The sequence below is a fragment of the Arthrobacter sp. D3-16 genome (assembly GCF_054408515.1).
Map to the genome: position 1 here is coordinate 152,244 of NZ_CP096438.1, position 13,185 is coordinate 165,428.

The following is a 13,185-nucleotide window of genomic DNA, read 5'->3' on the forward strand; positions in this document are numbered from 1 at the left end:
AAACTTGTTTAACAAAGAAGAACGTCTCCAGGCCGCGTTCTCAGACGCCGAAGCCACAGCGAGAGTCGCCGCTTTTCGCATCAGCAAGAAGGACTTGGCAACCTACAGCACAGAGTCTCTGATTGACAGCGTATTCACGGAGTGTGCTTTGGGCTTGGTGGAAGTCAAGCTTGACTACATCTGGCATAACTCTGAAGTGTCACCGTCATACATCACTGAAACGTCCTCTTATGCCGAGATAACACTTTATGCAAAATGCAATGAGTCCAGCAAGTACATCGGAGATTTAACGAAGACATTCGTGCAGGGAACCTCGAGCCGCACGTCGTCAACGTGGGTAATCAGCAGGATTTACAGCGCCCCTTCCGATGCGGATGACCTGGTCCTGGTTGCTAGCTATAAAGCAGAGTTTGAGAGTGATATCCGCGCGGACGCCGCTGAGTGCAACATGAAAATCAGTGAGCACAGAGACCGCCTCCGCACTATGGTCACTCAGATCATCACCGATCGGGCGATGAAACTAGAAAGCATCAACAAAGCTGCCCTGGCTGCGAACATACATCTGACGCCGGCTCCAGATCCAATCATCATTCCGATTGAACCTAAAGCGTTGAACATGGCCACCTTGCAGAGGCGTCAAGCTGCAGGCGCCCAAGTGGCCATGTTGGCCGCCGAAAGCGCGGATGAACTTGTCAACACGATAAGGTCCTTTGCGTTAGCCCTGGAGCGGCAACCCGTTCTCGCGGGGGCATTGGCGACCAAAGATGAAGAAGCGCTTCGCGACATACTTCTCTTCATCCTGAACTCCCAGTGGAAGGGCGCGGTCACCGGGGAGACCTTTGTGGGCCGGGGAAAAACAGACCTTTGCTTCCGCTGGGAAAACGCCGATGCGTTCATCGGCGAATGCAAAATGTGGAATGGCCCCAAAGCTTTTACTCGCGGTATCAATCAACTGCTGGGATACACCGTCTGGCGGGACACCAGAGCTGGACTAATTCTGTTCGTAAAGAACAAACGCGATGTCACAGCTGCTATCGAGTCTGCTGCGGAGTGCATCAGGAGCCATCCCAACTTCATAAGCACCGGGCGCGCTGAGCAGGAGTTCATCATCCACTCAGAACACGACGCCGAACGGTACATTCACCTGTCCCTGATTACTGTCCACATTCAATCCCCCTACGACGACGCCCCCGGCGCAGAAAATAGCACTGCCTGACGTGGCGCCCTTAGAGTTCCCGACCCGGGTCCTACTCACTCTGCTTCGGCTGGGCTGTGGTCGATCCGCCGTAACTTCCTTATCCGACTAAAACAGACCCGGATCGCCAAGCCTGCTGTAATCGGGCTTTCTGGCGGCGGCCGTGGACGGCCAGGTAGTCCCTGACGAGAGATCATCACGGCTGACGAGAGGTCCCGCGAGAATTTCGTTCAGAAGCTTTTCTTGGTCCTCTTGCAGATCGACGACTCGGGTGAGGACTGTCAGCAGGTCTGTGAACTCTGTTGTCCACTCGGAGGGCCAAGTCTGGACCGTAATATCGTCGAGAGGACTGGTCTTCTTTCCTCCCGGGTTTCTCTTCCGGTAGTTGAACCACGATTTGAGGATATTTTTACCGCCGACTGAGTAGTCATAAACATCTTTTGCGACTGGCCCCCAAGAGCCTTCTCCCAGCCAGACGGTTCCCGTAGTCCCGTCCGGAAGGGACTCGTCGAGTACAAATCGCATGTCTTCAGGAAGGTCCGTGACTGGGGTTTTGGACAGAGGCTGACGAATGTGGCCAGCTGGAAAACGGACGTCCTTCGCCGGCCGTCCGGCATTTGCGTCAACCATGGCTTCTCCATAGGAGTGCAACCAAACGAGTTCACGACCGAGAGCAATGGCCCGATCGAAAAGCTCCTTGTCGGCGGTCATGGGTACTCGAATGCCGGGTGTTGTCAGCTCCTTGGAGAATGTGCTCGTGAATCCAGAGTGGGAGACCACGCCAGCAACGTAAGCCAGGATGTCCTCGGCCTGGAGGTCATCCTTACCAATTGCAGTGCCAAGTGTGGCAAGAATGCCATTGGCCAAGTTAGGTCGACCGTTCGGGTGGAGGAAAGGCAGAGCCCTTCCTCCCTCGCTGCCGCGGAAGTAGTTGAGTTCGGGAAGGAGCGACGTGAAGACGATCCCAGGGCCGGACGTAACGGGTTTGGAATGCTGTTCGATGACGAAAACTTGGCCTCGAATCCGGGCGTCCCAAAGTGGGGGGCGGGCCATGTCGAGCACCCTGTTATCGGCCAATACCCATTGCCGGTCGAAGGATCTGTAACCCACTCTGACGGACTTGGTGCCGCCGAGGGTGGCGGCCCGCAGTGCTGAGTCTTCCTGTGCAGTGTCGGCGCCGGTTAGAGGTTTGACGACCTTATCCAGATTCCGATCCCTGGTCGTCTTCAACATCGCTGATTTAGTGTCTGCGTCCGACTCTCCTATGAGTCTCGTCCACCTTGCCGTTAGGACTTCCCGTGCCGGGCTGAATGGCCATGTTCGGTTGCCGGTTACTCCGGGTGAGGACCACGGAAAGACGTCATTGAGAGCTGGAAAAGTGTCCCACAACGACTCAGGAGCGGGAAAGAATGAGGACATCCAAGCTGTTCGGGCTTTCTTCCAGCCATCGCCGTCCACGGTGAGCTCGGATAACTTACTGAATTTTTCCGCACGGGTACCGTCAACCGTTCGATAGTGAATTTCAGCCGGTTCGTCAGTTGACGTACCGGATCGCCGAACGAAAATTCCAATAGCGAGTGGTTGCTGCACTCCAGGGAAGATACGATTTCGAACGTCGGAACGCTGGCCCTCCGGCGTTAGGTCGATGATCCATCCTTCTGAGCTGCGCCGCCGAAGATACTCGCGCATGGCCGTGAACCCCGGCCCTCCCACATACCCACTTGTGGTGATGAAACAAACAATACCGGCGTCGCCTTCGAGTGCATCGGGCGTGGATTCGAAGACCTTCCAGGTGGCCCACCGCCAAAAGTAGACGTAGAGATTCTTTAGGTTGTGGGCATGCCGTGCCATCTCCGGGTTCCTGAAATCATTCAGGGGGGCACGAATAGCGAGACCCGGGTCGTCCTTTTCTACCCATCCGCCTAAGCCTTCGGCTCGTTCACCGTACGGCGGGTTTCCTATAACGACGGTCACCGGAGTCGTACTTTTGACCACATTTGCCGCGCGCCGGGAAGCAGCAATTCTTTCTAACCCCGAACCCAGCCTTGTCTGTTCAGCTCGCGGATTGTCCAAGGTGTCAGTCACATAGAACTTTAATCCACCCTCCGGCAGCCGGGCTCGTTTCTCCCGAAAGAGATCGGCCGCACGAAGTTCCGCGACAGCGAACGGACCCATCTGAAGCTCAAATCCGATCAGGGATTTGGCAAGAGAGGTTGCTGCCCCGGGCACTGCACCGGCGCCTTCACGCTGTTCGACTCGGTCCAGAGAGCGCTCAATAATGGTATGAAGAAACGTTCCAGTGCCCATTGCTGGATCGATGGTAATGACGCCGTCGTCCAGGAATCCTGCTGGCCGGTCGAGCCTGGTGACAAGAATTTCTTCGGTGAGACGGACCATCTCGTCAACGACTTCTCGCGGCGTGTAGTAAGACCCTGATCGCTTTCGCAGCTCGGGATCGTACTCATCAAGGAAGTTCTCGTAGAGGTGTAGGTACATGTCACGTCGTCCCGAGCGAACGCGTCGCCAGTTCACCGAATCAATAACTCGGACAAGGAGACTCAGGGTTACGGCGAAACCCTCCTGAACGTTGTCCGTTAGAAGTTGGAGAGCGCGGCCCATGAGTGAGTGCTCGGCATCCAGTTCACCGCCCACTTGGTGGAGGCTGCGCCCCTCCAAAGTCATGTTCTCGGTCTTGGCAAGAAGAAGTGCAAAGGTCACCGTTTGTGCATAGCCATCAGCAAATGTGTGGTCATCGGCTTGGGGGAAAAGGAGGTTTCTCCAGTCAGCAGCGAGTCCAGTGAACGGCTGATTCCATGCCGGTGCGCCTTCCGATATCGCACGCTGTTCCTCCGCCAACTGATCCAAGACTTCGCCTCGAAGCAGCCGAGTAAGAGGGGCGATAGCCCGAACCAGGACACCCACACTGTTGATGTCCTCAGGCTTCCAAGAAAGGAAGTGCCGAATTAGCGTCTCAAAGGCTGGAGGGGCGGCCAGCCCAGAACCCGCGTCAGTCAATGAGCCACCTTCAAAGTCAACAGGTGGCACAAACGGTTCGCCGTCGCGGTACAACCTCCATTGCGTTCCATTTGTGTAGATGAGGTTTGGAAGATCCTTTTGCCTGTTCCACTGCTCCAAATCGTGGCCTGTGAATCCTAAAGGATCAATCGACCGGCCAGGTGCTTTTACCTCGACATACCCGATCATTGCCCGATCTACCGAGACGCCGTAGTCCGGCCGCACCCGTCGAGTAGTATCCCTGACCTCATCGTGAAATACGGCTTCCGTGCCGAATACGTTGCCCACTGCCCGAAGTAGGTTCTCCAAAGGACCTCGGATGGCTGCCTCTCGGTCTCCGGGTCCAGCCAGCTTCTCTTTTGAAGCAGCACCGAATTCCGCCACTGCTGCGGCTAAATCCCTTGCAACAGGCGTCATGGAAACCCTTTGTTCGGAGAGGAGGATGTACAAAGAATCAGCTTATCCACGATGTTGACCCGAGCCGGAAGGGAACTGCGGCCCTCAAACCGTTTCTTCCTCATTCACCCATTTGGACTGATGTGAACGAGGGTACGGTCTCCACCAGATGAATGGCAGCAGCCTGCGCTTGTGGCCTCCCGCAACGGTCCCCTACTTCATACCTTTGCCGGCAGAGTTGCGTGTCCCACTTCCTTGGACCTGGGACAGCTCGCTTCCCCGTCCCTGCCCGCCCTCGACCAGGGGCACCAAGGACGCGACGATCAGGGCGGGAGCTGGCTCCCCCCCGCGCGGTGTTGCAACCGAAGCCAACTCCCGGACGGATGTTCCCCCAAACACAGAGTTTCCGAACACCCGACAACGCAAATCCTCCCGGCAGGCGCCAACTCCCGTCAACGCTGCAACCACCACAGCCCCTGGCCTGACATGCCCGCAATCCGCAGTCACAGGCCAGCAATGTCTCGCGGCTTCACAAAAACTTGGAGACCAAGCTACTAATCGATGCTCCACTCGATGTTCAAAACCGATCCCCATAGTGTCGATGTTGGAAAGCCCGCCGGTCCCCCACTGGCGGGCTTTCTTCCACTAACGCTGCTATCTTCCTTAGATTCGGGACACCACCGCAACGACGGCGGGCGAGTCGGCGATGTCGTTGGCTGTGTACGAAGCGGTTTAGGGTCATCTTGTGACAGACGGGCGTTCCAAGAAGAGTGGATGGATCAGCTTCGGTTTGCCCGATGACCGGAAGTCATATTGGGCATATCTGCTGATTGTTGGGCTGGTTGCCGTAGCTCTCGTGAATTTGGGTGATGACCCGGCCAGCGACACGAAGGTTCAAGTTCTCACCGTTCTGGCGCTTGCGCTGACTTCGATGGTTATCTGCTTCTACTGGGCCTTCAGCCTTCAGCGCGCTTCGGTCTCAGTTGTTGACTACATCAAAGGAACGACAGCGTCACGCACGATGCTGTGGTTTTGGGCAGTGTTCGGATCCATATCTGCAGTTGCACCCCTCATCGGCATCGGAGGGCAATCATTTGTCCCCCTATGGGAGTCTGCCCTCGGAGCGTTCGCTGGAATAGGTTCTGTTCTTCTCACAGCTGGTCCCGCCTACAAAGAATACCGGGAGGCGCTGGCCACGGTTGAAGCTGCCTCAGAACCACGAGCCGGACGGGAGCTATCGGACGAGCCTCCTACAGTTGCTGAACCTACAAGCGGGGGCCGTTACAGTTCGTCGATGCGTCTGCTGTTGGTAAGCCTCGTCGCGGTCTTCATGATTGGCCGGAGAAGCGGACGCAGCAGCAGGTGAGCCGTCCCTGCAACCGTAAGGTGTCCCGATTCCTCAAAGGTCAGGCAGACTAAAAGGGGGCCTGAACCCTTGACAGAGGCGGTTCGGTAGCGAGGGAGATTATCCTTCGTTTACAACCTCGGCTATCTCACCCGAAATTTCAGCGATCGTATTGATCGCGGTGTTCCTAGCTATCTTGTCCACCAGTGACGGTGAGACCTTTGCAATGTCGTCCCGGGAAATTTCGTGCCAAATCGGAAGCATGCGCTGAGAACCGTTGACACTCATGCCAATGATCCCGTCCAGTTCGTACTGCGGCCATCCTTTAGCAAAGAACGACTTGGAAAGAACCACCACACCAAAGGCACTGTGAGCCAAGCCGTAGTCGATTTTTCGACGAAGGCTGTCCCCTATCCGGAGTTCTGTCTTGTCCAGCCAAACCCGAAGCCCATGCTCACGTAGTGCATTCGCAAGAGGTTCCGCCACGGCCTCTTTATCTTCAGAGGCATGGGAAATAAAGACATCCCAGGTTTCTCCTGCATCGTCGGGTACCACAGGTGGACGCTCGTGACGGATGTTGGACAATGACTGTGGCGCAGAGGATTTGGCCGCCGGCAGCGCTGGAGGCTCCACGGTGACCGATGAACGCAAAGTCCCACCCTTCAAGCCCATCTGGTCCACAGTGAGATACCAATTCCCTGATCGGGGAACTGCGATCCGAAACGGCGATGTTTTTACGAGTCCGCCAACGTACCGATGGCTCCGCCCCGACTTGTAGGCGTTGAAATTCGAGCTATCCATCAACCGGACGTTCGCTCCCCTGCTTAGGGTGACAACGACAGTTGCCCCCTTGTCCAGCCGCGCAAAATGGTACTTGGTGAAAGGTAGGCCGGCCATATCAACTCCTAGAATCCAGGGCGTACCCCAGCTGGCAAGCCCCTCTGATGAGCAAACCACACACCTCTGACAATTCTCGGCCAGGCACTCACCCTTGTGCTGTATGGCTGTCATGAGAAACGTCCCAGTTCCTTAGAACTGGAACACTCCTGATGGGACGTTCCCCCGCGGCCTAGCTTCCTCTAAATTCCGCGCAAACCCACTGTCCCGTTTGTTGTTCCAAAACCTCCGCCACAATAGTCCGTCACAGGGACAACTTTCGGTACGGTTTAGGCATGGAAATTGGTTATGCGCGTGTGTCAACGGTCAAACAGGATCTCGCCAGGCAGTTGGATGCCTTAGCGGCCGCCGGTATCGAGACCGTCTTCTCGGACAAGAAGTCCGGGGCCACTACCGATCGTGCCGGGCTTCAAGATGCGTTGCGTCACGCCAGATCCGGCGACGTGCTTGTGGTCCACACACTGGATCGGCTTGGCCGGACCGTGCGGGACACTCTGAACATGGTGCATGAGCTGAAAGAACGTGACGTCGGTGTACGAACGCTGGCGGATCCCCTGCCTATCGATACCTCCCGCCCAGATAGCCCCATGGCGCAGCTGGCGGTCGTCATGCTTGCACTCTTCGCGGAAATGGAACGGACTTACGCGGCCGAACGAGCCGCTCATGCCCGGGCGGTGGCTACTGCCAACGGGCGGCGTACGGGACGTCCTTCCGTTGTTGACGCCAACAAGCTGCAACACGCTGCCCTGCTCCGGGAAAAAGGCTTCTCCATGAAGGAAATCACCTCCAAGACGGGGTTGGCGCGCACAACCCTTTACCGTCATCTTCCACCCCGCGCCCCCGCCACGGACTCGGCAAATACCGATGCTCCCTGATACGGACACGCTAAGTTTCACCTTGACCTACGGCGGGACGCTGATCGTTGCCCTGCTGATCTTTACAGCGCAGCTGATCGCTGTGAGTATCCTTCTGATCTTTGCCGGTATCGCCCGGCTGGCTGCCTACCCTGTTCATGCAATCGTTCGATCATTTAACAGAAATGATCGGCCCTGATAAAAGGCCGCGCGAGTGTGGCGCTTTGCTGGCCCCGGCGATACCCTCACTCCTGCCTACGATGAAAGCAACCCGTGGATTTTGGCCGCTGGGGCCGGCACTGGCACTGTTGGTGTTGATCGCCGCGACAGTGCTACTCAAGGGCAACAAAAGGGCGCCGTAACGCCTAACAGAAGCCGATGAACGACACCCCGGCGCCGCAGCAAGGCGGCGGGTCCGTGAGAGGGCATAGGGCAGGGAGCAAACCTCACGTTCGGTTCGCGTCTCGGCGCACGCCAGCTGGGATAGTGGGCGTTGATGATGTTCTCCTGAAGGAGGATACGGAGACAACAAGAAGCAAACTGCTGGCACGGAGAGCCGTTCTCATGGCTCTGGCCTGCGGAAATATTGCCGCGTGCGCTGATGGCGTGCGTCGGCGCCGGATCGTTCTGGGTTATGGTGTGACCAAATTGAAGGGGGGCGAAGGCAGCTTGCACATGCAGTATTTGAGGGATGCTGTCCAGGAAGGATGGCGCCCTGACACCCTACCCTCCGGGAACTTGCCCTCAGCGGACCTCCTGTCCCCCGAGCCTGTAGCTTCGGCTGAACCGGTTTCCGCCGTTTTGCTGGGCCGGGCGCTGGACACTGTCTCTGAAGGTTCCCTTATCACCGACGCCAACCAAAACATTGTCTACGCCAATAAAGCGTTCGAAGCCGTCACCGGATACAGTCCCGAAGAGATGCTTGGGCTCAACTGCCGCGTGCTGCAGGGGCCAGGCTCTGACCCCGAAACGATTGCCATGATGCGGGCCGTGCTGGCCCGCGGCGAGACATTCCGCTGCGAAATTTTGAACTACCGCAAGAACGGGACTCCTTTCTGGAACGGATTGACGATCTCCGCTCTGCGGGACACCCATAATCTGATTACGCACTTCGTCAGTGTTCAACGTGATGTAACGTCCCAACGGAGTCTTCAGGAACAGCTCCGGTTCCTGGCCCTGCATGATCCGGTTACCGGGTTGCCCAACCGCACGGCGCTGGATCAGTACCTGTCAAAGGAGCGCTGCCCCAACACTCAGGTCACTGCGGTTGGCATTATTGATCTTGACGATTTCAAGGACGTTAATGACGCCTACGGTCATGAGGCCGGGGACGCCCTTCTGGCCGATTTCGCCCACAGGCTCCAAAGACGAACACGGGACCAGGACTTCCTGGCACGTCTTGGTGGGGACGAATTCGTGGTCGTTATCAACAGCTTGACCCCTGAAAGTGCCGAGGAAGAGCTCCGCCACATTCTGGAAGCTCTTCACGATGCAGTGGATACCAACTTCACCATCGGCCCGGGTGTGCGGGCCAGGGTCAGAATGAGCATGGGACTGGCGCTCTGTCCGCCCGGCGCGTACGGGGGCAGTGCAGCCCTTCGACGCGCTGATACCGTCCTCTACCGGCAAAAGGCACTGAAAAACGGCCGGGACAGGTGGTGGCATTTGGATGATTTCCTCCCTCCCGCCACCGGGGACGAACACACCCTGAAACCGGTTGCACCGGTCCCGGACCAAAAGGCCAATGGAGTCTCCGCCGAGCTGGCTGGCAAATACAGGAACAGGCTGTTCGACGGTGGCCTGCGGATGCATTTCCAGCCGATAGTGGATCTGCGCACCAATGGAATTTATTGCGTGGAAGCACTGACGCGGCTCGTCCTGGAAGACGGCAGTGTTGTCCCCGCCGGCAAGTTCCTGCCGCTGCTAAGCCCTGAGGAAATCAATGCGCTTCTTCGTGCCGGACTGGATGAGGCTCTTAGCCAGCTCACGGCCTGGGACAGGCTGGGGCACCGGTTGAGCGTCAGCGTCAACCTTTCTCCGTTCTCCCTTTCCAACCCTGATTGCGCCCGTTGGGTCGCCACTGCCCTGAACCGCCACAGCATCAGTCCCGAACGGCTCACCCTCGAGCTGCTCGAAACCCACACTGCCGACGAAACGGCCCAGCAGCAAACCATTCAAGAGCTTCTCGATCTTGGGGTGGGTCTGGCGCTCGATGACCTAGGCTCGGGCCACAGCACTCTGCTGCGGCTTACCGTGCTGCCCTTCAACACCGTCAAAATCGACCGGCAGCTCCTGCGCCAGTTCACCACCGCACCAATCAAAACCATGACGTTCCTGACCACCATGATCCACATGGGACAGGACATGGGATGGGCCACAGTAGCTGAAGGCCTCGAAGACGCCACCCTCACTGAAGTGATGCGGGTCCTGGGAGTCCCTTACGGCCAGGGCTTCCATCTCGCCCGCCCTATGCCTTCAGAACACATCCCTGCCTGGATAACGGCAGCCAGGACTCCAACCGGACAGGACCTCCTCGTCACCACCTACGCAGGTGCCCTGGCCTATCACTGGCAATTCAACCGGCTCAAAACCCCGCATACAGGGGCCCTGCAGGCGTGCCCTCTCACCGCGTTCCTCACCGGCCAACCCGGATCAGAAACGGCAGTGGACCTACACCGGAAACTGCACGCCGGTTCCGGTCACAATACAGAGGCTTGTAATGAACTCCTGGCATGGTTCGTCGACCACGTCACCGTCAACCACGAAGACGCGCCTGTTACGCCCTTCAGGCAACCAGCCCTCATGGAAACGCATCTGTCTGCCCAGGGAGAATCCCTAACACGCAAGTTTTCCGGTCAAGGGTTATGAGCACCCCGGCCTCGATAACTCCCGCAACATCACTTACACGCCAGCCCTGCACTTTCCGGCACCACCAAAACCAGCAACGACAGAGAACAGGTACACCCGTGAACGATCCAGTGCTCGAACTCCCCCAACACCGGCACTACGATCTCCCACCAAATGAGTCCGAAAGGCTCAAATCCCTCGCCGATACCAAACTGCTGGACACACCGGCCGAGGAAGGATTCGACCGGATCACCCGGCTTGCCCAGCAGCTGTTCGGCGTCAGCGCCGCCGCTGTATCCCTGATCGCAGAGGACAGACAGTTCCTCAAATCATTCGTCGGAGACCTTGACGTGAATGCTCCCAGGGCCGAGTCTTTCTGTACCCACACCATCCTCACCCCGGAGACCCTCATAGTGGAGGACACCACCGAGGACGACAGGTTCAGCAACAACCCGCTGGTCCTGGGCAAACCCAACCTCCGCTTCTACGCCGGCCAACCCCTCCAGGGCCCGGGCGGGCACAACATCGGCACACTGTGCATCATCGACCAGAAACCCAGAACGTTCAGCGCCGAACAACAACAAATACTCCAGGACCTCGCCGCGATCGCCCAACGCGAAATCAACGTCGGCACCGACCTTAGGAACGCAACCAAAATCCAGCAGGCACACCTGCCCGAGCGGACCCCCTCCATCCCCGGATACACCATCACCGCAGTGTCCCGTCCAGCCGGTGACCTTTCCGGAGATTTTTATGACTGGACCATCCACCATGCAAAGCTCCGGTTCACCCTGGCCGATGTCATGGGCAAAGGAACAGGACCGGCGATACTCACCGCCACCGTCCGGGCAGGCCTGCGCGCAGCTGCAAACCAGGACCCTTCCGGGGCGCTGGCAGCAGTATCAGAGGAACTGCTCACCGAGCTGGCGCGCACTGAGTCTTTTGTTACCGCCTTCCACGCCGAACTGGACCCAGTAACAGGAACAGTCCGTTACGCCGACGCCGGCCACGGCCTCGCACACCACGTGCCGGCCCACGGGACCAGCACAAGGCTCCCCACCACAAGCGCGCCCCTGGGAATCATGCCCGGCATGCAATGGCACACCCACAGCCTCACCCTCGCACCCGGCGAAGCCCTCATCATCCCCAGCGACGGCGTCCTCGAACTCCTCAACGAGAACCTCGAAGACCTCGCAACAGAGCTGGAAAAACTAGCCTTCAGCACCGACGTCCACTCCCACCTGAACCAGCTCTCACGCCGTACCTCCTCCGGTCCTACCGATGACGTAACCGTCCTGATCCTCAGAAGAAACTGAACAACCCCCGCACTAACACGTCATACTCCCGCAACCCCTACCTCCAGGGCTCTACGCCCCCCTACCCACTTCCTCGACAACCTTAAGAAGAATCAATGAAAACAACCGCCGCCACAGAAGTTCTGACCGTCACTGCCACAGACCCGGACAGCAGAAACCTCGAACTGGACGCCGCCGTAGCGGCAATGGAAAAACAAGCCATCCTTGACGGATACCGGGGAATCCTGGTCAGACGCCACACACCCCAAAATTTCACCGTCGAACTCAGCGATGAGGTCCCGTTCGGCCTCACCCGGGAACAAGACGTCAGCTCCTAAACAAAGCCGCGATCAGGTTTGGAACGGGCGGCAGCAGCACTCCGATGCACTGTGCATCTTCACCGCCCGCGTAACCAATGCCCCGGCCGTTTTACCCCCCCCCCCCCCCAATTCGATGACAACTTCGGTGAATGCAATGCTCACGAAACATTTACAGGCCGATCCACACCGGCAGTTACAGAAAGGAACCCAATGCAGTTCAGCTCAGAGAACCGCGATTCATACGCGGAGGTCAAAGCCGCAGGGCGGCTGAACATGGTCGCAGCGCCGAAATTGCGAGAGTTTGTCACCGGCGTGATTGCCACCGAATCCAACCGTGTCGTCATCAATTTGGAGGACACCCTGTTCATGGATTCCTCGGGTCTGGGTGCGCTCATCGGCTGCCTCAAGGATGCACGGCAAGCCGGCGGAGACCTCCGGATCGCAGCCGCCCAGCCTCAGGTGAAGATGGTCCTGCAACTAACCAGCATGGACAAGGTCCTCACTTCCTACGCCACAACCGAGGAAGCGTTCAGCAATGACTGAGCCGCTGGCGTCCCGCCGCTTCCGGGGACCGGCAACCGAATCCGCTATCGAATCCATCCACAACGACTTGGACAGCCTGTGGTCCGATGCCCCCTTCGTGCAGGATCTGGACCAGATGACCTTCACGACCGCGGTCATCGAGTCCGCGTCAAACGTCATCCAGCACACCGAACCTCTGGGGCAGGGGCCGGTCGAGCTGGGCGTTGACATCGACATCCGACCCACCGCGCTCCAAGCCCGCGTCAGCGCCTATAACGCCAAACCACCAGCAGGACCGATGCAACCCCTATCGCCGGATCAGGACGCCGAATCCGGACGGGGTCTGGCGCTGATCCAGGCGCTGGTCACCACCGTCACCTTCAAACAGCAAGACTCCACAAACGCCTGGATCCTGACGCGGGTTTCCTCCCTAGACCCCGGAACCGGGCAGACCACCAGTTAGGTCGAACCAGCCGCACCGGCACAAAACCCGGCCTTC

The 13,185-nt window shown here is 58.1% G+C and carries 10 protein-coding genes; 8 read left to right on the forward strand and 2 right to left on the reverse strand.

Annotated features, from left to right (window positions below; genetic code table 11):
• Window positions 1–4 precede the first annotated feature (4 nt).
• Window positions 5–1,216, forward strand: a complete 1,212-nt coding sequence (locus M1D32_RS20685; protein ID WP_458782317.1) for a hypothetical protein — start codon at window positions 5–7, stop codon at window positions 1,214–1,216.
• Window positions 1,217–1,303: 87 nt separating this feature from the next.
• Here M1D32_RS20685 and M1D32_RS20690 read toward each other — a convergent pair whose 3' ends face one another.
• Window positions 1,304–4,660 (reverse strand): type ISP restriction/modification enzyme, encoded by a 3,357-nt coding sequence (locus tag M1D32_RS20690; protein ID WP_458782318.1) that lies wholly within the window; start codon window positions 4,658–4,660, stop codon window positions 1,304–1,306.
• 691 nt (window positions 4,661–5,351) lie between these two features.
• On the opposite strand from M1D32_RS20690, the gene M1D32_RS20695 reads away from it, so the two are divergent.
• Window positions 5,352–5,972 carry a hypothetical protein gene (locus M1D32_RS20695; protein ID WP_458782319.1) on the forward strand — a complete coding sequence of 207 codons (621 nt, stop codon included), beginning with the start codon at window positions 5,352–5,354 and terminating at the stop codon, window positions 5,970–5,972.
• A 99-nt stretch (window positions 5,973–6,071) separates the two neighbouring features.
• Here M1D32_RS20695 and M1D32_RS20700 read toward each other — a convergent pair whose 3' ends face one another.
• Complete coding sequence (locus M1D32_RS20700) at window positions 6,072–6,848, reverse strand: DUF1883 domain-containing protein (RefSeq protein WP_458782320.1); 777 nt, start codon at window positions 6,846–6,848, stop codon at window positions 6,072–6,074.
• A 275-nt stretch (window positions 6,849–7,123) separates the two neighbouring features.
• Between M1D32_RS20700 and M1D32_RS20705 the strand changes: the two genes are divergently transcribed.
• The 6 genes from M1D32_RS20705 to M1D32_RS20730 all read left to right on the forward strand — a co-directional run bounded on the left by M1D32_RS20705 (window position 7,124) and on the right by M1D32_RS20730 (window position 13,149).
• Entirely contained in the window at window positions 7,124–7,723 is a 600-nt protein-coding gene (locus tag M1D32_RS20705) for a recombinase family protein (protein WP_458782321.1), read from the forward strand.
• Window positions 7,724–8,377: 654 nt separating this feature from the next.
• Window positions 8,378–10,570: a putative bifunctional diguanylate cyclase/phosphodiesterase gene (locus M1D32_RS20710; protein ID WP_458782322.1), complete on the forward strand. Its 2,193-nt coding sequence runs from the start codon at window positions 8,378–8,380 to the stop codon at window positions 10,568–10,570.
• A 98-nt stretch (window positions 10,571–10,668) separates the two neighbouring features.
• Entirely contained in the window at window positions 10,669–11,865 is a 1,197-nt protein-coding gene (locus tag M1D32_RS20715) for a PP2C family protein-serine/threonine phosphatase (protein WP_458782323.1), read from the forward strand.
• Window positions 11,866–11,960: 95 nt separating this feature from the next.
• Window positions 11,961–12,182: a hypothetical protein gene (locus M1D32_RS20720; protein WP_458782324.1), complete on the forward strand. Its 222-nt coding sequence runs from the start codon at window positions 11,961–11,963 to the stop codon at window positions 12,180–12,182.
• 192 nt (window positions 12,183–12,374) lie between these two features.
• The gene (locus M1D32_RS20725) at window positions 12,375–12,707 is read left to right on the forward strand and encodes an STAS domain-containing protein (RefSeq protein WP_458782325.1); all 333 of its coding nucleotides are present in this window, start codon (window positions 12,375–12,377) and stop codon (window positions 12,705–12,707) included.
• Window positions 12,700–13,149: an ATP-binding protein gene (locus tag M1D32_RS20730; RefSeq protein ID WP_458782326.1), complete on the forward strand. Its 450-nt coding sequence runs from the start codon at window positions 12,700–12,702 to the stop codon at window positions 13,147–13,149. The genes M1D32_RS20725 and M1D32_RS20730 overlap by 8 nt, the downstream gene beginning before the upstream one ends.
• The last annotated feature ends 36 nt before the right edge of the window (window positions 13,150–13,185 follow it).

Coding starts and splice junctions, on each gene's coding strand:
- M1D32_RS20725 (WP_458782325.1), top strand. CDS start 12,375: ATGCAGTTCAGCTCAGAGAACCGCGATTCATACGCGGAGGTCAAAGCC.
- M1D32_RS20730 (WP_458782326.1), top strand. CDS start 12,700: ATGACTGAGCCGCTGGCGTCCCGCCGCTTCCGGGGACCGGCAACCGAA.
- M1D32_RS20720 (WP_458782324.1), top strand. CDS start 11,961: ATGAAAACAACCGCCGCCACAGAAGTTCTGACCGTCACTGCCACAGAC.
- M1D32_RS20700 (WP_458782320.1), bottom strand. CDS start 6,848: ATGGCCGGCCTACCTTTCACCAAGTACCATTTTGCGCGGCTGGACAAG.
- M1D32_RS20710 (WP_458782322.1), top strand. CDS start 8,378: ATGCAGTATTTGAGGGATGCTGTCCAGGAAGGATGGCGCCCTGACACC.
- M1D32_RS20705 (WP_458782321.1), top strand. CDS start 7,124: ATGGAAATTGGTTATGCGCGTGTGTCAACGGTCAAACAGGATCTCGCC.